We start from the raw sequence: 25465 nt of genomic DNA on the forward strand, positions 1-25465 counted from the left end.
GAAGGCTTAATTTATTTTTTAGAGAATGAATTATGAGCGTAAAATCAATGATTTCCCCGGGTTATTGCGTTGTGCAGCAGGCGGGGACATTAGATTTCCAGGCCAGACTTCTGTTCAGTAAACCTGATAGTGAAGCAGCGCGTTACTTTATGCAAATCAACAGGGATACAGCATGGTTGAAGCCAGGGCAAATATTAATTCTTAATACCCCCGGTGCTGAGAATACTGTTCAGCTAAAACAATTACAAAATGCAAAGCAAAAGGTTAATGGAGCCTTGTCTGAGCTAAATACAGATGAGGCCAATTTCTTTAACAAACATTTTAATACCATCGCCGCATTAACAAATTTTATGGATAAATCCCTCGGGGTGGTTGCTGATGCGGGTGAAAGGTACTTTAGCGAAATAGAAAAGAAATTAAAAGCTATTGAGTTGGCTTATCAAAATCAATACAGAACGCAAGGGACATTGATCGGGCAGCAGTTTTTTGTTGAGAGACAAAAACTTTTTTCTGAGCTGGACGTTTTATTAAATAAGCTTTCCAGACTAACGCTGAAACTGAAACCTTATGAAGAAATCAAGCACGCTTTAGGTTTATCAAGCAGGTCAATTGTCCACGAATGGAGTACCGCAGGTGTTGCCTCGATACGAGGGTATTCAACATATGTAGACAATGCATCAAAAGCTGCCCGTTACCTGAAAATGGGGGGATGGCTTGCTATCGGCTTCGCTGGTGCAAACACAACCAATGAAGTTTATGATGCCTGTACAGTAGGTAGAGAGCAGAATTGCTCCAAAGTCGCCGTTAAGAAGTACAGTCAATTCGGTGCAAGTCTTGCGGGCGGGATTTATGGCGGAAAATATGGAGCCATGGCTGGCGCTGGCGTATGTGTTGCATTGGGAGTGGCAACAGGTGGTGTAGGGTTGCTCGCATGTTCCGTGGTAGGCGCCGCTGCGGGTGGATACGTTGGTGGCGAAGTAGCCGGTGGAGCAACGGAATATGTAATGGATAAACTATGGTGAATGTAGAAAATATTCTTTTATTTCTGATCGTAGTTTTATTCTTAATTGTCGTAATCATGGATCTCGTTAGTTCTCGTTATTTTAAAAGACACGAAACTGAATATAATCTACTTCTTTCAGAATATAGGCAAAAAGGCTACGATCTCGATCTGGTGACAAATTCCGCATCATTTTTTGGTTCGCTGGCGAATTATCAAAAAATAATCTGGTTTGTTCGTCTTCGCAAAGGCGTGAAGATGAAGTTTACCAAAGACAGAGATGTTCAGGATGATGCCTATAAATTCATTCAGGCTTTACCGGAAGAGAGAATTGGCTGGATATTAAAACTGCATCGATGCTATAAAATTCAGGCCTTATTTTTTACACTATGGCTGCTTATCGGCATTATTTTCCTGAATTTAGTCAAATAGCTCTAATCAGTTCTTAACCCCCAAACCCCGCCGTTCTCATTCCCGAGAGCGGCAGCGTTTGAGCGCTAATCATACCAGCAGGAATACGCCATGCGATTCACGATTATTTCTACGAAACCCGGTCATCAGCCGCCGCAAAGCAGCTGTGATTTTTACGCCCCGGGCGGCACCATTGGGCGCGGTACGGATAACAATCTGGTATTGCCGGACAATGACCGCACCATCTCGCGTCTGCAGGCCATTGTCCACGTTGACGCTCAGGGCGAATGCCGCGTCACCAACCGTGGCAGCGTCACCCGCGTGGTATTAAACGATATTCCGCTGGAGCGCGGACGTCAGGTTGAACTGCAGGATGGCGACATTCTCGGTATTGATGACTACCGTATCGAAGTGACCGAACTGATCCACGACACACAGCCGGTGAGCCGTATGGCGGCCAGCATGCAGCAGCAGGCGCGTCCGACAGCCGCACCCGCTGCGCCCGCAGCGCAAGCGAAGCCTGCTAACCCCGCGCCACGCGGGAAGGCGGAACCGACCGCCGTGCCTTCCGAAATCTGGGACAGCCTGATGCAGGAGTTCTCCATCTCCGACAGCATCTCCAGCAACCGAGCAAAACCGCAGCCTGCGGCCTCACAGGATCCCTTCTCCCAGCCCGCCGCGCCGGAGCGTAATGCCGAAGATCCGTTGGCGATGTTCAACGACAGCGATCCAACGCTTGAGCGCAAGAACGTCGACCCGGACACGCTGTTCAGCGACGAAGCGCTGTTCAAAAAAGAGAGCATTTTTGACGACGTGACGCCTTCTACGCTGGTGCCGCCGGTTGAGGGGCAACCCGCACCTAAAGAAGACGCGGCGGACGAGCTTGACCCGCTGGCGCTGTTCGGTGGAAAGGCCAGCGCGCCAGCCGCGCGCAATGATGACCCGCTCGGGCTGATGGGCGGAGCACCGTTAACCCACCCGGATGATATTGCAGACGAAAAGCCAGCATCAACGCCTGAACCGGAGCAGGAAGAGGACGTGCTTGCCGATTCTCCGCTGTTCGCCCCAGAGCCGCAGGAAACGCCGCGTGAAGAAGAGCCGGCGCGGCCGGATTACGCAGGCTTCACCATGCCTACGCCGCAGGCCGTTGCGCGCAGCAGCGCTCAGGCACCGAAGGGGCGCCTGCGCATCGACCCGGTCAATAACGCGGCATCCCCAACCGCCAGCCCGAATAATGGCGAGAAGGGTGAAGTGCTGCAGGGCGAGCTGCTGCAGGCGCTGCTTGAAGGTATGGGCCTGAGCGAAATGCAGCCTGTTCCGCAGTTTGACCGGGAAAATATGCGTCAGTTGGGGCAGATTCTCGGCATGTTCTCGCAGGGCACCGTGGCGCTGCTCTCGTCGCGCTCCATCCTGAAACGCGGCGTAAAAGCCGATATGACCATGGTGCTGGACGATGCCAACAACCCGTTCAAGCTGTTGCCGACCGGGAAAACCGTCTTAATTCAGATGTTCGGCACCCCGATGCCGGGCTTTATGCCGCCGACCAAATCGGTGCGCGACGCGCTGATCGACCTGCAGGCGCACCAGCTGGGGATGATCTCCGGTATCCGCGCCATCATCGCCGCGATGCTGCAGTCCTTTAACCCGGAACAGCTGGAGGAGCAGGCGAAGCAGAACGGCATGACCTCGCGTCTGGCGCTGCCGGGCAGCCGCAAAGCCGCCCTGTGGGACTATTTTGTTCGTAGCTATGGCGAGACGGCGGGCGAGATTGAGGATGACTTCCACACCCTGTTCGGCGAAGCCTTCCTTCATGCATATGACATGGAGGTGAATCAGTACAAAGACTCACAGAGCGGATCGGAAGACAAATGAATATCGCAACCGCTTCTCTCTCCCGCCAGGGGACGCGCGCCAGCAACCAGGATCAGACGGGAGAAACCATAGGGGAACGCTCGGCCTGCTTTGTCGTCTGCGACGGCATCGCGGGTCTGCCCGGTGGTGAAGTCGCCGCGGAACTGGCCCGTAACAGCATTATCTCCCGCTTCGATGGCGACAAGCACCTCAACGCGCAGCATATCCGCGACTACGTGCAGACGGCGAATCGCACCATTCTGAGCGAACAGCAGGCCGTTCAGGACTATCGCCGGATGGGCACGACGCTGGTCAGCCTTTTCATTGACCGGGATTACGGGCTGGCGTACTGGGCGCATGCCGGCGACAGCCGCCTGTACCTGTTTCGCCGGGGGTGGCTGTGGCACGTCACCACGGACCACAGTCTGGTGCAGCAGATGAAGGATGCCGGGCATCAGACGGACGATCTCAACAGCAACCTGCTTTATCTGGCGCTGGGAATTGAAAACGGCGGACCGGAAGCGAGCTACAGCGACGTGGTGCAGGTAGAAGACGGCGATGCCTTTTTACTCTGCACCGACGGGTTCTGGCACGGCGTCAGCGAAGAGCAAATGAAGCAGTCGCTGCACATGGTCAATACGCCGCAGGAGTGGCTGACCTTAATGAACCAAATCATTCAAAAGAATGGCGAGCAGGAGGGGAATGCGCAGGATAACTATACCGCCCTGGCGGTATGGATGGGCAACCCTCAGGACACCACTTTGCTGCACACCCTCTCTGATGCAGCACAATTTCTTCCCTGCGGAACTGATTAGACACACAAGGAACGATATGAAACTTTGGCTATCGGGTTTGGCACTTCTGGCGGCGACCTCCACCGCGCAGGCTGAAAATTTCCGCATCGTGCAGTCTCCTGCGCAGAAGCTGGATATCTGGATCGACAACATCAAAGACAACACCCCGCAGAGCTGGTGTAAGCCTGAGGTGGCGCTGCGCATTGTGGCGAACGGCAAGAAAGACGTCTCCGTGCTGGAAAACTTTGTGCCGCGCCTTGGCTCGCTGCTGGAACACCAGTGCAGCAAAGTGAATAAACTCAGCTGGACGCTCAACGATCCCGAGGGGACGACGCTGGCGCAGGGCACGGCAGCTAAAGCGCAGGACTGGGCGCTGGTGGTGAAACAGCAGCAGGCCGTGCCTGCCGAGACCGTCACCGCAACCCCAGCCAGCGGCGCGTTACTGCCACCCGATCAGAACGTGGCTTCCCGCACCGTTGCCGCCGACCGCACGCCGTGGCAGGAGTTTACCCTGCAGGATGGCTGCCACCTGCGCACCTTCTGGGAGGGCGGCGCGTCCGCTCCGGCGCTCTTTATTCCGGATTCTGACACCACCCGCTGCGGTAACGGCAGCTGGCTGAGCGGTCACACCGTCGTGTCGCAGTCCCGCAACGGCGGGCAGAAAGAGATGGCGGTGACCTACATTCACGGCTTCCCGGTGATGGGGCTGAATCAGAGCGCCGATCCGGAAAACGCGCTGATCACCTCCGTCAATAAAGAGCGCATGGTATTCAGCACGTCAGACAGCGATCAGAGCTGGATGATCCTGCCTTACGACAGCACCCTGAACAGCTGGAAGAGCAACGGCACGGTAGCGGTAGAAATAACCCGCGAGACCGCCAGCGACGATGCAAAACTGCAGGCGCGTATTGCGGCGGTGAAGAAAACCTGGAGCGCCTGGGTTGCCCCAGGCACCCCGCTGAATATCGTTCTGATTGATACCCTGCGTCCTCAGCTGCGCGATCCGGCAGTGGGCGCCTGGCGCGCGGCGAATTAAGGAATGGCTATGAATACGCTCTATCAACACCTGGCGGGTGAAACGCTCAACGACGCGCTGGCGCGTCTTGAAGCGGAGATCAAAGCCCGTCCGGCAGATGCAGACCTCCGCGCCGCGTTCGTGCAGTTTTTAATCCTCAGCGGCAACGGGACGCGCGCGCTGACCCAGCTGAAAAGCTGGCTGGCGCTGAAGCCGCAGGCGAAACCCACCGTCACGCTGCTGGAGCAGTCCATTCAGGGCGAGCTGCAGCGCGCACAGGTGATGGCGGGGCAGGCGCGTCCGGCCATGCCTGAAACGCAGTGGCCGTGGCTGACCACCCTGGCCGCGGCGCTCCGCGAGGAGGGCGAGCGTGCCCGGTCGCTGCGCCTGGAAGCGCTTGACCAAGCGCAGGCCACTCCCGGTCACATCAGCCTCGAAAACGATGAAGCTCAGGCGTTTGACTGGCTGATGGACGGCGATGCCCGTCTCGGCCCGGTGTGCGAAACCATCGTGAACGGCCGCTATTTCTGGCTGCCGTTTAACGCTATCGCCGAGATCCGTTTCCAGGCGCCTGCCAGCGTGACCGATCTGGTCTGGCGTCACGCGCTGGTGCGCCTGACTGACGGTACGGAGCAGGTATGTCAGATCCCGGCGCGTTACCCGTTTGCTGCCGATGCGTCGGATGCGATCAAACTGGGCCGCACTACCGAGTGGCAGCCGCTCGACGAGGACGGCACCCTGTACGAAGGGATGGGCCAGAAAGCCTGGCTCAGCGAGCAAAGCGAAAGCCCGTTGCTGTCGTTAAGCCTCGTGTCGTTTGCGATGGATGGAGACGATGAGTAATCCCGCTGGCGAAGGCGATCTGCTGCGCAGCGGCTGGCAAGCCCGCAGCAGGCAGGAGAAGGTGGGGGCGCGCGACAAAATGCAGCCTTCGCTGCTCGATCGCCTCACCGATAACGATCCGGAAAAAAAACGCGAGCCGGCCAACAGCAACCTGATCACCCACGCCGCGCTGCGTCGTAACGTGCTGCGGGATTTGCAGTGGCTGTTTAACACCATCAACCACGATGCCTCCGGCGATTTAAGCGCGCTACCGCACGTGAGCCGCTCGGTGGTTAACTTCGGCGTCGCGCCGCTCGCCGGGAAGAGGATGTCGGACATCGAATGGCACGACATTCAGCGCAAGCTCACTGAGGCCATCATCAATTTTGAACCGCGCATTTTGCCGCAGGGGCTGCAGGTCCGCTGCGTGTCGGATACCTCCTCGCTGGATCTGCACAACGTGCTCTCCATTGAGATTAAAGGGCGCTTATGGTGTGTGCCGTACCCGCTGGAGTTTCTGTTTCGCACCGATGTCGATCTGGAAAACGGCCATTTTGAACTGAAAGATGCGGGGTAATCATGGAAAGTAAACTGCTCGAATATTACAACCGTGAGCTGGCCTACCTGCGCGAAATGGGGGCCGAGTTTGCCGAACGCTATCCGAAGGTCGCCGGGCGGCTGGGCATGCGCGGCATCGAAGTGGCGGACCCGTACACCGAACGCCTGATGGAAGGTTTCGCGTTTCTGACCTCCCGCGTGCAAATGAAAATGGACGCGGAGTTTCCGCGTTTCTCCCAGCGTCTGCTGGAGATGATCGCGCCGAACTACCTCGCGCCCACCCCTTCAATGGCGATTGCGGAAATTGAGCCCGACAGCAGCCGCGGCGATCTGAGCAACGGCTTTATCGTGCCGCGCGGCACCATGATGGACAGCCTGGCGCTGAAAAAAACCGGCGTAACCTGCAGCTATACCACCGCGCACGAGGTCAATCTGCTGCCGCTGAAAATCGACAAAGTGGAGCTCGGCGGCGTGCCCGCTGACCTGCCGCTGGCGCAGCTCGGCTTAAGCCAGCGGGGGATCAACAGCGCCTTGCGGATCCGCATTGCCTGCGACGGCCCGCAAAATCTCGGGCACCTGAATTTTGACCGGCTGGAGTTTTTCCTCAGCGGCCCGGACATTGAGGCGCTGAAGCTGCTGGAGCTGGTGATGGAGCACCACGCCGGGATCGTCTGCCAGACGGTCAGCCCGCAGCCGCAGCGACAGCTGCTGGCAACGGATGCGCTGCGTCAGGAGGGCTTTGCGCCGGACCAGGCGCTCCTCCCGGACGATCTGCGCAACTTTGACGGCTACCGTCTGCTGCAGGAGTATTTTGCGTTTCCGGCCCGCTTCCGCTTTATCAGCCTGAGCGGTCTGAGCACGCTTATCCAGCGCTGTGAAAACGAAAAAGCCTTCGATATCTTCATTCTGCTGGATAAGTCGGATGAACAGCTGGAGCGCGTGGTCGACGCCAGCCATCTGGCGCTGCACTGCACGCCGGTCATCAACCTGTTCCCGAAAGTGGCGGCCCGGCAGAAGCTGAATGAAGGCCAGCATGAATACCATCTGGTAGTCGATAACATCCGCCCGCTGGACTACGAAATTTATGCGGTAAATAAAATTTTTGGCAGCGCCGACGGCCAGCGCGACGACCAGACGTTTCGTCCATTCTGGAGTACCTGGAGCGGCGACGCGGGCAACTACGGGGCCTATTTTTCCCTGCGCCGGGAACAGCGCGTGCTCTCCGAGCACGCCCTGCGCTACGGCACCCGTACCGGCTATATCGGCTCGGAAGTCTTTGTCTCGCTGGTGGATGAGCAGCATGCCCCGTGGCAGGAAAACCTGCGCTACATCTCTGCCGAGGTGCTCTGTACCAGCCGCGACCTGCCGCTGATGCTCCAGCAGGAGCTCGGGCAGTTCATTATGGCCGACTCCATGCCGGTGAAGGGGTTAACCCTGCGCAAAGGCCCGACGCCGCCGCGTCCGGCGCTGGCGGAAGGGTTCAGCACCTGGCGGCTCATCAGCCAGCTGCAGATGAACTACCTCAGCCTGATGGACAGCGAAAATGAAGAGGGGGCAGCGGCGCTGCGCCAGCTGTTAGGTCTGTACGCCAACCTGGCCGAAACGCCGGTTGCGCGTCAGGTGGAGGGGGTTCGCCACTGCGTGCTGGAGCCGGTACACCGCCGCGTGCCTGAACCCGGTCCGGTCGTTTTCGCCCGCGGAATTGGCATCACCCTGACGGTGGACGAGCGGGCGTTTTCCGGCGCCAGCCCGTGGCTTTTCGGCAGCGTGATGGAGCGCCTTTTTGCCCGCCTGGTCTCCATCAACAGCTTCACCGAGTTCACCCTGAAGAGTCAGCAGCGCGGCGAGATAGGCTACTGGGCGCCGCGCATGGGTAAAAGGGCGCTGGTATGAGTGACGCTGCCACCGCACCGCTGCGCGTGCATCGCCTGACGAAGCTGCCGGATACGTTCTGGCACGGGGTCCGCGAGACGCCCTGGCGCTACGATCTGTTTCAGCTGTTAAGGCGCATTGATGCACAGGGCGGCGAGCGCTACCCGCTGGGACGCGCGCCGCTGCCGAAATTTGAGCCGCTGCGCATTGGCCAGCAGCCCTCAATGAGCTTTGCGCCGTCGACGCTGGCCCAGGTACGACAGCGTGAGGAAAGCGGGCTGCATGAGGTGTCGATCCTCAGTTTTGGCCTGTTTGGCCCGAACGGCCCGCTGCCGGTCCACATGACCGAGTATGCCCGCGAGCGGATTCATCATCATCAGGACACCAGCCTCAGCGCGTTTGCCGATCTGTTCCATCATCGTCTGGCGCTGCTGTTTTACCGCGCCTGGGCGGATGCGCAGCCTGCCGTTTCCCTCGATCGCGCCGACAATAAGCGCTTTGAGGGCTACCTGGCGTCGCTGATCGGCATGGGGCAGCCGGGTCAGATGAACAAGGGCAGCCTGAGCGCCCATGCCCGCTTTACCCACGCCGGGCACCTGACCCGCCACGGGCGGGATCCGGAAGGGCTGGAGAAGATCCTGCGCAGCTATTTTAAAGCGCCGGTTAAGCTGGTGAGCAACGTGCCGCAGTGGATGCCGCTCTCCACCCGCGAGCAGGCGCAGCTGGGAGCAGGACGCCGCATGCCGCGCATGGGGGAATCCGCTTTTCTCGGCGTCGCCGTCCGCGACGTGCAGCATAAGTTTCGTATCGAGATTGGCCCGCTGAGCGCGGAGGAGTACAACCGCTTTCTGCCGGGCGAAGCGTGGGTCACCGAGCTGCGCGACTGGGTGCGCCAGTACGCGGGAATTGAGTTTGAATGGGAAACACGGGTGATCCTGCGTGAAGACGCGGTGCAGGGCACCACGCTCGGCAGCGATGGGCGATTAGGCTTTAACACCTGGCTGGGGCATCAGCCGCAGCCTGTCCCGCGTGGCGATCTGGTGTATCGCGCAGAGCGATAAATTTTTCTAACGCATTGTTATCAACGGAACCGAACATGTCAGAAATTAGCCGTGCCGTGCTTTTCGGCAAACTGGATACGCTGTTATTTACCTCTCTGGAAAGCGCGACTGCCTTCTGTAAGCTGCGCGGCAACCCCTACGTTGAGCTGGTGCACTGGCTGCATCAGCTGATGCAGCAGCAGGATGGCGATCTGCAGCAGGTCATCCGCCACTTTGCCCTCGACGAACAGCAGTTAACGCGCGATATCGTGGCGGCGCTGGACGCTCTGCCGCGCGGCGCAAGTTCCGTTTCCGATCTCTCCGAACATATCGACAGCGCCGTGGAGCGCGCCTGGGTCTTCGGCTCGCTGAAGTTTGGCGTCAGCCGCATTCGCGGCGGCCATTTGCTGATCGGCATCCTCAAGACCTGGAATCTGGCCAACGTGCTGAAAAGCATCTCGTTGCAGTTCACCCGCCTCAACGTCGAAGTTCTGATCGAGCAGTTCGACGCTATTTGCGCCAACAGCAAAGAGACGCAGCAGGCCGCTGCCGCCGTCGACGCACCCGCGGGTGCGGTCCCGGCGGCTCAGGGTACGCTGGCCCAGTACGGCCAGGACCTGACCGCTCGCGCCCGCGACGGGAAGATTGACCCGGTTGTCGGGCGCGACGAGGAGATCCGCCAGATGGTGGATATCCTGATGCGTCGCCGCCAGAACAACCCGCTGCTGACCGGGGAGGCCGGGGTCGGCAAAACCGCAGTCGTTGAAGGGCTGGCGCTGCGTATCGCCGACGGCGACGTGCCGGAGCCACTGCAGAACATTCAGCTGTGGCTGCTGGATATCGGCATGCTGCAGGCAGGCGCGGGCATGAAAGGCGAGTTTGAAGCCCGTTTGCAGGCGCTCATTAACGAAGTCCAGTCCAGCGCCACGCCGATTATTCTGTTTATCGATGAGATCCACACTCTGATTGGTGCAGGCGGCCAGCAGGGAACAGGCGATGCGGCGAACCTGCTGAAGCCGGCCCTGGCGCGCGGTCAGCTACGCACCATCGGTGCCACCACCTGGGCGGAATACAAAAAGTACATTGAGAAAGACCCGGCGCTGACCCGCCGTTTCCAGACCGTACAGGTTCACGAGCCGGACGAAGCGAAAGCGATTCTGATGCTGCGCAGCACCGTGTCGCCGCTGGAGACGCACCACCAGGTCCTGCTGCTCGACGAAGCGGTCAGCGCGGCGGTGAAGCTGTCCCATCGCTACATTCCGGCGCGTCAGCTGCCGGACAAAGCCGTAGCCCTGCTCGATACCGCCTGCGCCCGCGTCGCGGTCAGCCAGAGCGCGCCGCCGGCGCAGCTGGAAGACTGCCTGCGCCATCTTGCCGCGCTGGACGTGGAAATTGAAATTGCTGAACGCGAAGCGCGCGTCGGCGCCGGTGAGGCCGACCGCGTAGCGTCGTTAATCACAGAGCGCGACGCGTATGAAACAAAACGCGAAGCTCTGGCCCGGCGCTGGGAAGACGAGCGCGGTCTGGTGCAGGAGATCATCCGCCTGCGCGCCGCGCTGTTTGCGGCGGGCGAGGAAGAGACCGCCGAGCTGCGCGGCCAGCTGGCGGAGCAGCAGCAGGCGCTGAACGCCTTACAGGGTGACGAGCCGCTGCTGTTTGCCGCGGTAGATGAAAACGTGGTCGCCGCAGTCGTCTCTGACTGGACCGGGATCCCGCTGGGCCGGATGGTGAAAAACGAGATCGACGCGGTGCTGAACCTTGCCGATACGCTGAACCAGCGCGTTATCGGCCAGCGTCACGGGCTGGATCTCATTGCCCGACGCGTGAAAACCTCGCGGGCGAAGCTCGACGATCCGAACAAACCGGTGGGCGTCTTTATGCTGTGCGGCCCGTCCGGCGTCGGGAAAACTGAAACCGCGCTGGCGCTGGCGGAATCTCTGTACGGCGGCGAGCAGAACGTCATCACTATCAACATGAGCGAGTTCCAGGAAGCGCACACCGTTTCCACCTTAAAAGGTGCGCCTCCGGGATACGTAGGGTATGGTGAAGGCGGCGTGTTAACCGAGGCCGTGCGCCGTCGCCCTTACAGCGTGGTGCTGCTGGACGAAATTGAAAAAGCGCACCCGGACGTCCATGAGATCTTCTTCCAGGTCTTCGACAAAGGCTGGATGGAGGACGGCGAGGGGCGCCACATTGATTTCCGTAACACCATTATCATTCTGACGTCCAACGTGGGTACCGAGCTGATAAGCGCCATGTGCGCCGATCCGGAGCTGATGCCGGAGCCTGACGCGTTAAGCGGCGCGCTGCGCCAGCCGCTGCTGGAAGTATTCCCGCCGGCGCTGCTGGGCCGCCTGCTGGTGGTGCCGTACTACCCGCTCAGCGACGAGATGCTCGGGCAGATTGTGCGCCTGCAGCTCAAGCGCATTCAGCGTCGTCTGGAAGAGAATCACAGCATTATTTCTGAGTTTGACGACAGCGTGGTGGAACAGATTGTTCAGCGCTGCACCGAGGTGGAGTCCGGTGGCCGCATGGTGGATGCTATTCTGACTAACACCCTGCTGCCTCAGATGAGCCAGATCTTACTTACCGCCAGCCGCAGCGACGAGCAGTTCCGACGCCTGCATGTCACCTGCGAGCAGGGCGAGTTTCACTGTCAGTTTGCCGCGTAATAATCATCAAGAGAACTGTAAAAGATGACGGATAATGATAACAATCGGACTGTCCCAAACGCGCTCCCGGTCGGGTACCGCTTCAACGAGTTTGAAATCAAAGAGGTGATCGGCGGCGGCGGTTTTGGCATTGTCTATCGCGCGTGGGATCACCAGCTCGAACGCACTATCGCTATCAAAGAATTTATGCCTTCCTCGCTCGCCGTGCGCGGCGACGACATGACCCTGGTGCTGCGCAGCGAGCGCTTTGGCAAAGCATTTTCCGCGGGCCTGAACAGCTTTATTCAGGAAGCGCGTCTGCTGGCGCGTTTTAACCACCCGAACCTGCTGCACGTCCTGCGTTTCTGGGTGCAAAACGACACGGCTTACATGGGGACGCTGTTTTATAGCGGCACCACGCTTTCACGCCTGCGCGAAGAAAAACCGGAGCTGATCAACGAGGCCTGGATCCGCCGCACGCTGCCGATGCTGTTCGGCGCGATCAAGACCATCCACGACGAAGGCTATCTGCACCGTGATATCTCTCTGGATAACATTCAGATCCAGGATAACGGCCTGCCGGTGCTGCTCGATTTCGGCTCCGCGCGCCGCACCATCGGTAACCTTTCCGACGAAACGGAAACCATGCTGCGCCCCGGCTTTGCGCCGATTGAGCAGTACACAGACGATAACGAGAGCGAGCAGGGGCCGTGGACGGATATTTACGCCCTCGGCGCGGTGCTGCGTACCCTGATTGTGGGTTCTCCGCCGCCGGTCAGCGTGGTGCGCTCCATCCAGGATACCTGTAAGCCGCTGGTGGAAATCATGCCGCAGGGCTACTCCATCCCGCTGCTGCAGGCCATCGACCGCGCGCTGGCGCTGCACATGGAGGACCGTCCGCAGTCTATCGACGAATTCGGGGCGCTGATTGAGATGCCGGTCGCCGGGATCAACGACGTGCTCACCGCCAAAAAGACCGGCACCATGCTGGTTCCGGTTGAGGAAGAGAAGCCAGCTTCGGTGCTCGACTGGCGTCGCTATAAGATCCCGGGCATGGTTGCCGCGGGCGTGCTGGTGGGCGTTGTCGCCGGGGCGATGCTGTTCAGCGGTGGGAATGATGCGCCTGAGCAGGCTGCCCAGGCTCCGTCAGAGACGCGTCCGACAGAAACTGCCGCGAACGCGCCAGAGGTGAAGCCAGAAACGGCGACGGTGAGCGAGCCGGCGACGGCACAGCAGACGCCACCGCCTGCCGCGAGCCCGATTGCGCTGGTCTATATCCGTATCCAGGACGGTGAAATGCTGAAAGTGAACGGCGAACCAAAAGCGCTGCGTCCGGCGACCAACGGCTATGCCTCGCTCAAGCTGCCAGCCGGAGAGGCGAAGATTGAACTGCAGGGCAACGGGAGAACGCGCAGCCAGACGCTGGATATCAGCAAGCCGGGCACCTGGCTGGTGAATCCTTAGTAATGCACGATCTTCAAGGCCAGAGACTTATTCCAAAGGTGTTCGAAGAGCGTCTCTCCTCTTTATGTACAAAATCGCTTTAGGATTGAAAGCTCAGTTGGCTTAGTAGCGGTGGTCTTAATTGACCACCGTCAGTGAAAAACGACAGGCCCTTTTGTCTCCGACCCCGGAGAGTTAGCTGAAGCGAAGATGCGGAATTCCATTTTTGTCAGTGTTAATTACGTGTATATACAAAATGTCGCTCATTTAAAGAGTAAATCAGGGTATTTCTGGGGAAGTATGGATCTTCTCGCAATTTTAATTTATTGCGCGAATTCAGTACGCCACAACAGAATCCCATTTCTTTCTGACGCAAAAGCATTTAGTGCTTCGTTGAATTATTTTGCAGGTGATGGTTTCAGCATTTTGGTCATGCTTTTTTTTGTGCTTGACTTACTTTTACTACTCTCTTTGTTTGCTTCGGCCTGGTTATTCTTCAAACGAAAGAACGGCGCAGTCAAATTTGCTCTTGCTCAGGAATTATTTCGTTTGATTTCATTCAGATGTTCAGTCTCATTTTTCCCTCTTTTAGTAAGCGTGTTTGGAATTTCAAACGTCTGGTTGAATGTAGGGTTATTTGTCACATCAGAGTCACTGAAAATCTACTCTCTTGTTTTTTGGATGAACGAGCGGGAAAAGCCCCTTTCTTGAATGATGCTTTATCAGAGATGCGACCCGCTTTTTTGCATCGCATAAGCTAAATGGAATAAAGATTATGCTCAACCGAATTACCGTTCAGCTCCCGGTGGAGGGGCTTCTGTTCTGGAAACTGACGGGCCGCGAGGCGATGTCCGAGTCGTTTGCGCTGACGCTGACCGTGCTCGGCACGGACGCGCGCATTGACCGCAGTAAGCTGCTGGGCCAGCCGGTCACGGTGACCATCCCGACGCAGAGACTGCTGACGTCCCGCTATATTAACGGCAAGATTACCCGCGTGGCGGTCAGCGCCGTTGAGCTGACGGGCACCCGCTATGCGGTGTACCAGCTGACGGTGGAGCCGGACCTGTGGCCGATGAAGCGCGACCGTAACCTGCGTATCTTCCAGGGCCAGACGGTGCCGCAGATTGTGAAAACCCTTCTGGGCGAGCATCAGGTCAACGTTGAGGATAAGCTCACCGGCAGCTACCGGGTATGGGACTACTGCGTGCAGTATCAGGAGTCGAGCCTGGACTTCATCAGCCGCCTGATGGAGCTGGAGGGGATCGCCTATCACTTCAGCCACGAGGCTGACAAGCACACCCTGGTGCTGACTGACGCCGCCACGCAGCATCAGCCGTTCAGCGGCTATGAGGTCATTCCTTACCACCAGACGCCGTCCGGCGGCAGTACGGATGAAGAGGGTATCAGCCAGTGGGCGCTGGAGGACAGCGTGACGCCGGGGATTTACAGCCTCGACGACTATGACTTCCGCAAGCCGAACGCGTGGCTGTTCCAGGCCCAGCAGAACCCGGCGTCGCCGAAGCCGGGCAGCATCGACGTGTACGACTGGCCGGGGCGCTTTGTGGACAAAGGTCACGGGGAGTTCTATGCCCGTATCCGTCAGGAGCGCTGGCAGGTTGAGCACCAGCAGATTCAGGCCACCGCCACGGCGGCGGGGATAGCGCCAGGGCACACCTTCACGTTAACCAACGCGCCGTTCTTCAGCGACAACGGGGAGTATCTGGTGACGGCGGCGGGCTACCACTTCGAGGAGAACCGCTACGCGAGCGGCGAGGGGGAGACCATACACCGTACCGATTTCACGGTCATTCCGTCGGCGGTGGTTTACCGCCCGGCGCAGAGCACGGCTTGGCCGCGCACCTACGGCCCGCAGACCGCGAAGGTGGTGGGGCCGAAGGGGGAGAGTATCTGGACGGATAAATATGGCCGGGTGAAGGTGAAGTTCCACTGGGACCGGCTGGCGAAGGGCGATGACACCAGCTCCTGCTGGGTTCGCGTGTCGAGCGCGTGGGCAGGCCAGGGCTACGGCGGGGTGCAAATCCCGCGCGTCGGCGACGAGGTGGTGGTGGACTTTATCAACGGCGACCCGGACCGTCCGATTATTACCGGCCGCGTGTATAACGACGCAAGCATGCCGCCGTGGGCGCTTCCGGCTGCGGCGACGCAGATGGGCTTTTATAGCCGCAGCAAAGATGGCCATAAAGACAATGCCAATATTCTCCGTTTTGAAGATAAAGCCGGGCACGAGCAGATCTGGATCCATGCAGAAAAAAATATGGATACGGATATTGAAAATTCTGAAACTCATGATGTCGGTGTCGATCGTAGAAAAACCATCGGACAGGATGAGAATATTACGATTAAGCGGAACCTGAAATCAGATGTAGGTAATAATGAAACGCATAATATTGGTAACAAGCACGTTATAAACGTTGGGAAAGATCAAACCGTCTTGACCATGGATAAAGAAGGTAACGCGCTGCTGGAATCTGTGACCACGATTAAACTCAAAGTTAAAGACAACTATATTCTGATCGCCCCGGATACCATTGAGATTCACGTAGGCCAAGGCAACCTCAAAGCAGAGGCTGTGGAACAAGCCATCTTCAAAGGTGATGAGCTTACAAGACTAGGTGATGGGATCAATACCGAGCTCAAAGCAAATGATACGGTGAGTATAACGGGAACTAACCTTACCGATATTAAGGGCGCGATTGTAAAAGTTAACAGTTAATCTGCGTACAGAGAACGCTATTATGGGAAAACCAGCCGCCAGAGCGCGCATTGATTCCAGCGCACATACTGGCCCAATTCAAAGCGGAAGTCCCAACGTAATTATTGGCGGATTTCCGGCAGCACGAAAAGGCGACCCGCTTTCATGCTCCCAACATGGTCAGGGAAGTATTCTCAGTGGTTCAACAACGGTATTTGTGAATGGTTTGCCTCTCGCCAGGGAAGGTGACAAGACGGGTTGCAATACCTCAGCGACCCCTGCGGTCGCATCCACTCAACCCGCACCTCCGCAATACTGGGGCGGAACGGCGGCGAAGGATGCGGGTAAAGATGGTGCTATACATGGTGATGTTTACGACGCCCGTGTGCTTGGCGCCTATGCAAGCCTTGAAGATAAATCCGGCTTTGGAAAACCCGATACGGCTTCAGCCGGATTCGCACTTGCCGATATCACGGTCGGGAATACAAAAAGTCAGGATAAATATAAAGGCGAGGTACGTACTAAAGTAGGGGTGGCGACTGCCAGCGGCACGTTAGTGACCGATCGAGCTGATTACGGGGCGATTAATCTCAATGCAAACGCCACCGCAATACAATATGGCGCCTCGGGAAGCATTGGAAAAGAAGGGCAACAATACGGCGGCGTCGGTGGGGATGTATACCTGGCAACCGCTGAAGCGAAGGCCGTCAGTGAACTATATGACGGAAATAAAGGGCGTTATGGTTTTAATGTTGAACTTGGCGCAGAAGCCGCGGCGGTCAAAGGAGAGGCGACGGCTAAAGCCGATTTTTATGGCGTAGTCGTTGCCGATGGCAAGCTTTCAGGGAGTGCAGGGAGCGCTGGCGCTTCTGCAGGCGTGGGAACCTGGATTGATAGCACTGATTATTCATTCAACCTTAAGGTGTCCGGTGAGCTTGCAGCGGCGCTCGGTCTGGGAGGGGATGCCAGTATCAAATTTGCTCTCAAACCGATCCTTGACTGGATTTATGACGATGATGAAAGTAAGCCGTCCCCAGCGGCGGGCAGTGGCGATGGTGTGATTAAGACTGGCTGTGTTACAGTCCTGATAGGAGATTAAAATGTGTAAATGGGGAACGTTGTGATGCATTGGTTTTTCTTTATAGTCTTTATGATTTGGACGCTAGCGCTTATCTGGAATGGAAAAGATTTATTTAACAAAAAGCAATGGCTCCTTGCGGGGTTAATGTTCGTTCTAGTGTTAGTGGCTACGGTCGTCATTGGCTTTACGTTGAAATGGCTTGCTCAGTCAATGTCATTATTTTCCGTCGCAACGGCCAAGCATTATTCGATCATCTTATCCATGTCTTTCTTGTGTGTTTGGGGATTAAAGATCACAGTAGTGCTGCTCTGCACGTTATTTTCCGGGATTATGGGGGGGCACAAAAGATACAACGCGGAAAATTATGAAAAATTATCGTCTATGACACGTGCCGTGGCGCCTGGCTTACTTATCTTTGCTAAAAGCTTAATTACCCTCGGAAGCTTCCTTATGTTTTCGGGTTTATGGCTTAAGTAAGCGCGACGAGTGAGGTTGCATTATGGTTGCTGAAAAACAATATTTTTTTCCTCTTGAGATGAAGGATCAGGAAAAAGAGATTCGGGAAAATTTCTGGAAATGTCTCTATACCTCTGCAGAAAAAGAGATGCTTCATTACTGGCTATTGTTACCCCAGAATGTTAAGCCAGCAGAGTTAAAGCCGATCACATTTCAGGAGGTTGGGCTGACGAATATCGGACGATACATCGCCGATGACACCGGCCCCTATATTGAAGTCTGGGCTGCATATGAACACTGTCAGTGGGAGATGAATGCGTCAGACTGGCTTATAAATAAGCTCGATTTAATGGGTGAGAAAGTACTGAGCCAAAGAATAATTACGCATCCTTCAGGAAGCGGGAAGTTTGCGGATATCCTGTCAATTAAAACGATGCCATCGGGTGATGAGGTCGTTTCACGATATACGGTGCAGAAGGATTATAATCCTGTAAATGGTGGGGGAAATTACTTCCTTTTGAAAACGGCTTGTGCGTCGAAAGATTACAACACGATTGCCGATACTATTTTCCTGATTGCTATCAACTGGGATTTACTGCATCGCAGCAATTTGATGCTTTCAGAACTGTTGAAAACAGTCAGCCTTAGCAACAAAAATGACAGTGGATTTAAAATTCCGGATTCATGGCTGGTGAATACGCTGGATGATAATCGTCTGGTAATTGAACACACAATAGGTAACGTCAACCATGGAGTGATTAATTTCTGTCTTTTCCGTCAGGCTGATTATCCCGCTGCGCAGGCTATTTTCGATGAAGCAACTGCGCGCTTTAACCGCCACGATAGTGCGGTCTCTCTTACGACATCGGACATTGCCAGCATCCCAAATGATATCAATCCCTCGTTTACAGGCGATCTTTATAGCTGTACGGGAGAGGTAGTCAGTGCTGCTGAGAATATCAGGGCTTATTACGATATGCGTATTTTTAAAATGAATGATTTGTGGTGTTACGTTGAGGTGGTTGGGCCTCATCGTAATCATCAGGATTATTATTACGAAGCCAATAAACGATGCATGGAAATCATTCTTTCTACGTTTCGCATAGAAAAACGATGAGCTGACAAAGTTAATTCATGGCCATCTAAATAAAACCATAGAAATGTGGTTTTATTTTTTGTTTCACAGAAATAATATCATAACCGCCCTCGTTCTGAGGATTAGTTAACTTCAGGCACTGAGAACAGATCATCGTGGAATAAAAAATCATGCTCAGCTGAACTATCGTTCAGCTCGCGGGAGTGGATATTCTGTTCTGAAAACTGACATCCCGCTATGTTAACGGCAAGATTATCCATGTGGCGAACGGTGCCGTTGAGAGAACGGGCACGCACTATGCTGTGTAACAGGTAGAAGTGGAGCATCCGCAGGTTCAGGCCATCGCCAGGGCAGTATTTGAGGTGACTCATGAGTAAAGAAAATTACACCGCGCTGGATTATATCAATGATGCTATTGATGCAATTAATCATCGATTATATGAAAATCCTACATTTTCTTTATATGTTATGGCGAAGAATCAGTTGGACTATATTAAGTCTATTCTAACGGGGTCTGAGAAAGATAAAAGTAAATTGCACAAATTAAATCTTGGAGTGCTTGCGTCAAAAGAGTTTGATACAACCGATGCAGAACTTGCTCAGCATTTGTCCAATGTTAATTATATAGCTTCGCAAATGGGAAAAGGATTGAAGTTTATTCTCCCTCATGAGCAAGACGTTGAGTATTTGAAAAGGCAAAAACGATATCGCAAGTGGTAAACAACGTTTGATTAAAGGGTGCGGGATGATAGATCTTTACAGCGAAGACTCAGTAATTAATCATTATGCCGATCGTTATCGTAACTATATGCCAGTTAATGTTCGTAAGGTAATAAGAAGCAGCATTGATGATTCAAATTCCTCTCATGTATGGGATGAAATATTACCTTTAATCACAAATGAAGATGTTTCACGCGATAAAGCACTTGGGGCGTTAGTGGGTTTGGCTGTTGGAGATGTTGTTGGCACTACTCTTGAATTTAAACGCAGAGACAGCGAACATGTAGCGGATATGATTGGTGGGGGACCTTTTCAATTAAAACCTGGTGAATGGACAGATGATACGTCCATGGCATTATGTCTGGCAGAGACTTATCTTTCAGAAAACAGAATGCACACCGATGTGCTTAGAAAATATCTCCTGAAATGGTATCTTGACGGAGAGAATAGTAGTAATGGTCGGTGCTTCGATATCGGGAATACGACGCGATTCGCACTTGAACAGTATATGCGTGTCGGACCTTCCTGGTATGGTAATACAGAGAAACACACTGCTGGTAATGCTGGGGTTATTCGTCAAGCACCGGTGTCTATCTTTCGTCGAAAATCGCTGCGTGCGATTTACTTCGAATCCCAGGCTCAGAGTCGAGCAACGCATGGCGCGGTAGAGTCAATTAACGCATGCCAATTTCTCGGATTGGTATTGCACTATTTAATTAACGGTTATCAAAAAGAAGAAGCTTTTTCCCCTCATGTTTTCCCACTGTGCGCGCGCGTAATGATCATAAATGCGGGTGAGTATAAGCAAAAAACTCGCGATCAGATTCGTTCAAGTGGTTATGTTATCGATACGCTTGAGGCCGCGATGTGGTCCGTATGGAATACTGACAACTTCCGGGATGCAATTCTGCTGGCCGCCAATCTTGCCGATGACGCTGACAGCGTTGCGGCGACGGCAGGACAATTAGCGGGAGCATTATATGGTTATTCCGGTATTCCGCAGGCTTGGAAAAACAAACTCGTACAACACGAAGGATAGCTACAATGGCGGGTAAATTATTCGATAGAGCACCTGAGGATAATTTCTTATAGTTAGAATTGCCAATGATAAACGGTGGAATCTAATGACTTCAATCTGGTGTGATGCTTTAATTTAACTAAATCCCATGCAAAGGATAAAATGACAATCTTTGGTTATGTTGAAAAAGCATTAATTTTAGCAAAAAAGAGATATGCTGAGGTCAAAAATCAGGATCCTCACTCTCCGCTTTTACAAATGTACGACTCTATTGTACAACAATTATTATTTCTTTGGGATTTAATTGAAGGCAAGGAAAAGGATAAAGCGAAATTATGGGAAATGACGTTCGGTATGTATGCAGTGAAGGAGTTCGATAACTCTGATGAGTTGTTTTTTGAAAGGTTGTCGGATGCCTGGTTTATTGTGGATCAAATCCGCCGAGGCTTAAAGGTTAGACTGCCGCATGAGGTTGATGCCAATTACAGAATGAAACAACATAATCTTAAAATGAAATATCCTGATGAATTCTAGGGGTTGATATTAAAAATATTTTATTATGGGTGAATGGTGATAGACTTACATGCTAATTTGAATGTATTGTTAAAATATGTAGATATATATCGTAAGTACTTACCTGTTAGCAGTCTTTCAGTCCAGCAGAAGATGCAGTATAAATATAATGATAAACTATTAGAATCATCTTTTGATTGCGATGTACAAAAACAATGGGACTTAACACCACAATGTAACATCTCACTCGCGGAATCACGGGATCGTGCTGTCGGTGCGCTTATTGGTCTTGCTGTTGGAGATGCCGTAGGTACAACGCTTGAATTTTTACCTCGTGACAAAGCACATGTCAAAGATATGATAGGTGGTGGGCCATTTCGACTCCGCGCAGGTGAATGGACGGATGATACATCCATGGCATTATGTCTTGCGGAAACGCTTCTTGAGAAAGGTGATGCTGATACTATATGCTTCAGGAATAAGCTTCTGGACTGGTATCAGCATGGTTATAACAGTTCAAATGGCATCTGTTTTGATATAGGTAATACAACTCGATTTGCTTTAGATCAATATTTAACTGTTGGTCCCGGGTGGAGCGGTAATACTGCGCCAGAAACTGCAGGTAATGCATCCATTATCAGACAAGCACCTGTCTCAATTTTTTTTAGAAAATCATTAAACAAATCGTTTTATGAAGCAAAAAAACAAAGTATCGCAACACACGGTGCCGCGGAAGCAATAAATAGCACTCAGTATTTAAGTTATTTGCTTGTGCATATGATTAATGGTAGCAATAAAGATTTTATTTTTTCTCCGCATGTCATGCCGCTTCAGCCACGTGTAATGATTATCAACGCGGGTGAATATAAGAAAAAAACTCGCGATCAGATTCGTTCAAGTGGTTATGTAATCGATACGCTTGAGGCCTCGATGTGGTCCGTATGGAATACTGATAATTTCCGGGATGCGATTCTGCTGGCTGCCAATCTTGCCGATGACGCTGACAGCGTTGCGGCAACGGCGGGACAAATAGCGGGAGCATTATATGGTTATTCCGCTATTCCGCAGGAGTGGAAAAATAAACTCGTACAACATGAACGTATCGCCAAAATGGCTGGTGAATTGTTCGATAGAGCCCCTGAAGACACTTTCTTGTAACTGTTTATCTCGATGAAAATTCAGGAAAAGTGGTTTTTTTGTGGCATGAGAAGTCAATCTTACAGCTACTCATTATCAAACCAGCAGCGTTTACGCTTTGCGTATTGAAATGAGTTAACTTCTGGCACTGAGATTAGTCCATAGTGGAATAATGATTATGCTCAACCGAATTACCGTTCAGCTCCCGGTGGAGGGGCTGCTTTTCTGGAAACTGACGGGCCGCGAGGCGATGTCCGAGTCGTTCGCGCTGGCGCTGACCGTGCTCGGCACGAACGCACGCATCGACCGCAGTAAGCTGCTGGGCCAGCCGGTCACGGTGACCATCCCGACGCAGAATCTGCTGACGTCCCGCTATATTAACGGAAAAATTACCCGCGTGGCGGTCAGCGCCGTTGAGCTGACGGGCACCCGCTATGCGGTGTATCAGCTGACGGTGGAGCCGGACCTGTGGCCAATGAAGCGCGACCGTAACCTGCGTATCTTCCAGGGGCAGACTGTGCCGCAGATTGTGAAAACCCTGCTGGGTGAGCATCAGGTCAACGTTGAGGATAAACTCACCGGCAGCTACCGGGTCTGGGACTACTGCGTGCAGTATCAGGAGTCGAGCCTGGACTTCATCAGCCGCCTGATGGAGCTGGAGGGGATTGCGTATCACTTCAGCCACGATGCGGACAAGCACACCCTGGTGCTGACTGACGCCGCCACGCAGCATCAGCCTTTCAGCGGCTATGAGGTCATTCCTTACCACCAGACGCCGTCCGGCGGCAGTACGGATGAAGAGGGCATCAGCCAGTGGGCGCTGGAGGACAGCGTGACGCCGGGGATTTACAGCCTCGACGACTATGACTTCCGCAAGCCGAACGCGTGGCTTTTCCAGGCCCAGCAGAACCCGGCGTCGCCGAAGCCGGGCAGCATTGACGTGTACGACTGGCCGGGTCGCTTTGTGGACAAAGGTCACGGGGAGTTCTATGCCCGTATCCGTCAGGAGCGCTGGCAGGTGGAGCATCAGCAGATTCAGGCCACCGCCACGGCGGCGGGGATAGCGCCAGGGCACTCCTTCACGTTAACCAACGCGCCGTTCTTTAGCGACAACGGGGAGTATCTGGTGACGGCAGCGGGCTACCACTTCGAGGAGAACCGCTACGCGAGCGGCGAGGGGGAGACCATACACCGTACCGATTTCACGGTCATTCCGTCGGCGGTGGTTTACCGCCCGGCGCAGAGCACGGCTTGGCCGCGCACCTACGGCCCGCAGACGGCGAAGGTGGTGGGGCCGAAGGGGGAGAGTATCTGGACGGATAAATATGGCCGGGTGAAGGTGAAGTTCCACTGGGACCGGCTGGCGAAGGGCGATGACACCAGCTCCTGCTGGGTTCGCGTGTCGAGCGCGTGGGCGGGCCAGGGCTACGGCGGGGTGCAGATCCCGCGCGTCGGCGACGAGGTGGTGGTGGACTTTATCAACGGCGACCCGGACCGTCCGATTATTACCGGCCGCGTGTATAACGACGCGAGCATGCCGCCGTGGGCGCTTCCGGCCGCAGCGACGCAGATGGGCTTTATGAGCCGCACGAAAGGGGGCTCCGTGGACAACGCCAACGCCCTGCGCTTTGAGGATAAAGCGGGCGCAGAACAGGTATGGATCCAGGCCGAGCGCAATATGGATACCAGCGTTAAAAATGATGAAACGCACAGCGTCGGCGGGGCGCGCAGCCATTACGTGAAGAAAAATGAGCTGCATCGTGTGGAAGCAAACCAGACTCAAGCGGTGAAAGGTGGAACCGAGATCCTGACGGGGAAAGGCAAGCTGGATGCGGCGGTCGAGCAGTATGTTATTGCATCCGGGACGAAGCTGCGGCTGGTCTCAGGTGAGAGCGCTATTGAGCTGAACGCTAACGGCAAGATTAACCTGATCGGCAAAGAGTTTAACTTCTTCGTGGAAGGGGATGGTTATATCACCACGGGCGGTAAGCTGCATCTGAATACTTCTGGCACCAAGCCGGGCACAACGGCGCCGGGTTCTGGGCATAAAGGGGATATTGATGCGGCGGTGCAGGCGAAATTTACGCCGGGAAAGGAGAGTAAGGCTGGTGTGGCTGCCAGCGCACCAGCCGAAACCTCTAAAAACGCTACGCCTCCAGCATCCAATGTTCCTTCAAGCGGATATGGAAAGGATGTAGATAGTCTTGTCGATAAATCACCGACGATGAAAAATGACATAGCGACGTTAAAGAAACGAGGCTGGACATTTGAAGAAGGTGAAGCAGGCAAGGGGACGTTTGCCAATCGTCAAAAGCGCGTTATTACCGTTGATAAAAATGAGCTCGGTAACCCGAATGCAGTCGTTCAGTCTCTGTCACATGAAAGTGGTCACGCTTTATATGAACCTAACATTGATTTTTCTTCGCGCGACGCCTATCTCAACAGCACACTCAGTGATGAAGGCGCTGCAACCTTGAACAATATCCGGGTCCAACGCGAAATCATAGCCAACAAGGGTGGGGATATAGGTATTGCAGGCAATCCGGCAAATCAGACACAATATAATCGTATCTATGATTCTCTCGAACGTGGGGCTATAAAGGAAAGTGAAGCGCGTACGCAGATAGGCCGTATCTTTGGCAAAGGCGAACAAACGTCTACCACAGGGCAATATTACGAAGATTATTATGGCGGTTGGTATGATAAAAATTATCCATAGTCTAAAAACGGGTGCGGTGCTTGCGGCTTTATTAACGACGGGAATGGCAGGAGGTAACATGCAGAAACAGGATCTTTGGCAGTTCATTGAAGAAATGAGCGCATCGCTCAAAACATTGTCCGTTAACAGTCTGGATAACGCTCCGTTGTCATTCAAGCTAACGAAACAAAATGAATATATCAATTTCTACAATGCCGACGATATCAAACTGGCGGATGGAACGAACATTACTGCAATTGATTTACGTTTAAGTAAAGAAAGTGACGGGATGGCACCGTTACTGAATTTTTCACCGTCCGGCCAGTGCATCACTCTCGACACTGTTAAAAAACATTATCCGCAACTGACGTTAACTGATTATCCACGAGGCCGTTCGGAGAACGAAGTGACCAGTTATACAGCGCTAAAGGATATGAATGGGCAAAAAATAAGCTTCAGTTTCACGGTAAAAAAACCTGACTGCTTGGGTGGGGTCGCTATTAGCGCTGACTAAAAATGTTTATTTCATTACTCACTGCTTTTTAAAGTAGTGAGTAGCATAACATTTATCCAACA

General features: G+C 54.2%; 21 protein-coding genes and 1 pseudogene. All 22 read left to right on the forward strand.

Annotated elements, in window-relative coordinates:
- Positions 1-32: 32 nt before the first annotated feature.
- The 22 genes and pseudogenes from IM313_RS16665 (at position 33) to IM313_RS16770 (ending at position 25403) form a co-directional block, all read left to right on the forward strand.
- The gene (locus tag IM313_RS16665; protein ID WP_131638171.1) at positions 33-1022 is read left to right on the forward strand and encodes a hypothetical protein; all 990 of its coding nucleotides are present in this window, start codon (positions 33-35) and stop codon (positions 1020-1022) included.
- On the forward strand, positions 1016-1432 hold the full coding sequence (locus IM313_RS16670) for a hypothetical protein (RefSeq protein ID WP_080472173.1): 417 nt from the start codon (positions 1016-1018) through the stop codon (positions 1430-1432). Before IM313_RS16665 ends, IM313_RS16670 begins: the two co-directional genes overlap by 7 nt.
- A gap of 90 nt (positions 1433-1522) precedes the next feature.
- Positions 1523-3283: a type VI secretion system-associated FHA domain protein TagH gene (gene tagH, locus IM313_RS16675; RefSeq protein WP_059358138.1), complete on the forward strand. Its 1761-nt coding sequence runs from the start codon at positions 1523-1525 to the stop codon at positions 3281-3283.
- On the forward strand, positions 3280-4077 hold the full coding sequence (locus tag IM313_RS16680) for a PP2C family serine/threonine-protein phosphatase (protein WP_023336024.1): 798 nt from the start codon (positions 3280-3282) through the stop codon (positions 4075-4077). Before tagH ends, IM313_RS16680 begins: the two co-directional genes overlap by 4 nt.
- Before the next feature lie 16 nt (positions 4078-4093).
- Positions 4094-5092 carry a hypothetical protein gene (locus tag IM313_RS16685; protein WP_192971781.1) on the forward strand — a complete coding sequence of 333 codons (999 nt, stop codon included), beginning with the start codon at positions 4094-4096 and terminating at the stop codon, positions 5090-5092.
- Between the two features lie 9 nt (positions 5093-5101).
- Complete coding sequence (locus IM313_RS16690) at positions 5102-5914, forward strand: type VI secretion system accessory protein TagJ (protein WP_192971782.1); 813 nt, start codon at positions 5102-5104, stop codon at positions 5912-5914.
- Positions 5907-6470: a type VI secretion system baseplate subunit TssE gene (gene tssE / locus IM313_RS16695; RefSeq protein ID WP_028013485.1), complete on the forward strand. Its 564-nt coding sequence runs from the start codon at positions 5907-5909 to the stop codon at positions 6468-6470. The genes IM313_RS16690 and tssE overlap by 8 nt, the downstream gene beginning before the upstream one ends.
- A gap of 2 nt (positions 6471-6472) precedes the next feature.
- Positions 6473-8344, forward strand: coding sequence for a type VI secretion system baseplate subunit TssF (tssF, locus tag IM313_RS16700; protein ID WP_045260272.1), 1872 nt, complete (start codon positions 6473-6475; stop codon positions 8342-8344).
- A complete protein-coding gene (gene tssG / locus IM313_RS16705) occupies positions 8341-9384 on the forward strand; it encodes a type VI secretion system baseplate subunit TssG (RefSeq protein WP_045630816.1) in 1044 nt (347 codons plus the stop codon). Before tssF ends, tssG begins: the two co-directional genes overlap by 4 nt.
- Before the next feature lie 35 nt (positions 9385-9419).
- Positions 9420-12035, forward strand: coding sequence for a type VI secretion system ATPase TssH (tssH, locus tag IM313_RS16710; RefSeq protein ID WP_192971783.1), 2616 nt, complete (start codon positions 9420-9422; stop codon positions 12033-12035).
- Positions 12036-12059: 24 nt separating this feature from the next.
- A complete protein-coding gene (locus IM313_RS16715) occupies positions 12060-13478 on the forward strand; it encodes a serine/threonine-protein kinase (RefSeq protein WP_192971784.1) in 1419 nt (472 codons plus the stop codon).
- Between the two features lie 279 nt (positions 13479-13757).
- Positions 13758-14168, forward strand: coding sequence for a hypothetical protein (locus IM313_RS16720; RefSeq protein ID WP_223824753.1), 411 nt, complete (start codon positions 13758-13760; stop codon positions 14166-14168).
- Between the two features lie 64 nt (positions 14169-14232).
- Positions 14233-16191, forward strand: a complete 1959-nt coding sequence (locus tag IM313_RS16725) for a type VI secretion system Vgr family protein (RefSeq protein WP_192971785.1) — start codon at positions 14233-14235, stop codon at positions 16189-16191.
- Between the two features lie 22 nt (positions 16192-16213).
- A complete protein-coding gene (locus IM313_RS16730; protein ID WP_024909805.1) occupies positions 16214-17269 on the forward strand; it encodes a PAAR domain-containing protein in 1056 nt (351 codons plus the stop codon).
- Positions 17270-17293: 24 nt separating this feature from the next.
- Positions 17294-17728 carry a hypothetical protein gene (locus tag IM313_RS16735; RefSeq protein WP_028013479.1) on the forward strand — a complete coding sequence of 145 codons (435 nt, stop codon included), beginning with the start codon at positions 17294-17296 and terminating at the stop codon, positions 17726-17728.
- 22 nt (positions 17729-17750) lie between these two features.
- Positions 17751-18824: a hypothetical protein gene (locus IM313_RS16740; RefSeq protein ID WP_047366826.1), complete on the forward strand. Its 1074-nt coding sequence runs from the start codon at positions 17751-17753 to the stop codon at positions 18822-18824.
- Positions 18825-19172: 348 nt separating this feature from the next.
- A complete protein-coding gene (locus IM313_RS16745) occupies positions 19173-19523 on the forward strand; it encodes an immunity protein Tsi6 family protein (protein ID WP_192971786.1) in 351 nt (116 codons plus the stop codon).
- 25 nt (positions 19524-19548) lie between these two features.
- Positions 19549-20615, forward strand: a pseudogene (gene tri1, locus IM313_RS16750) (ADP-ribosylarginine hydrolase Tri1).
- An 88-nt stretch (positions 20616-20703) separates the two neighbouring features.
- Positions 20704-21075, forward strand: a complete 372-nt coding sequence (locus IM313_RS16755; RefSeq protein ID WP_048958537.1) for an immunity protein Tsi6 family protein — start codon at positions 20704-20706, stop codon at positions 21073-21075.
- 36 nt (positions 21076-21111) lie between these two features.
- Positions 21112-22212, forward strand: a complete 1101-nt coding sequence (gene tri1, locus IM313_RS16760) for an ADP-ribosylarginine hydrolase Tri1 (protein WP_370528622.1) — start codon at positions 21112-21114, stop codon at positions 22210-22212.
- A 157-nt stretch (positions 22213-22369) separates the two neighbouring features.
- On the forward strand, positions 22370-24910 hold the full coding sequence (locus IM313_RS16765) for a type VI secretion system Vgr family protein (protein ID WP_192971788.1): 2541 nt from the start codon (positions 22370-22372) through the stop codon (positions 24908-24910).
- Positions 24891-25403 (forward strand): hypothetical protein, encoded by a 513-nt coding sequence (locus IM313_RS16770; protein WP_047366809.1) that lies wholly within the window; start codon positions 24891-24893, stop codon positions 25401-25403. Before IM313_RS16765 ends, IM313_RS16770 begins: the two co-directional genes overlap by 20 nt.
- Positions 25404-25465: the final 62 nt, after the last annotated feature.

This window comes from Enterobacter cloacae complex sp. P2B, assembly GCF_014895985.1.
In the GTDB taxonomy this organism is placed as follows: Bacteria; Pseudomonadota; Gammaproteobacteria; order Enterobacterales; family Enterobacteriaceae; genus Enterobacter; species Enterobacter bugandensis.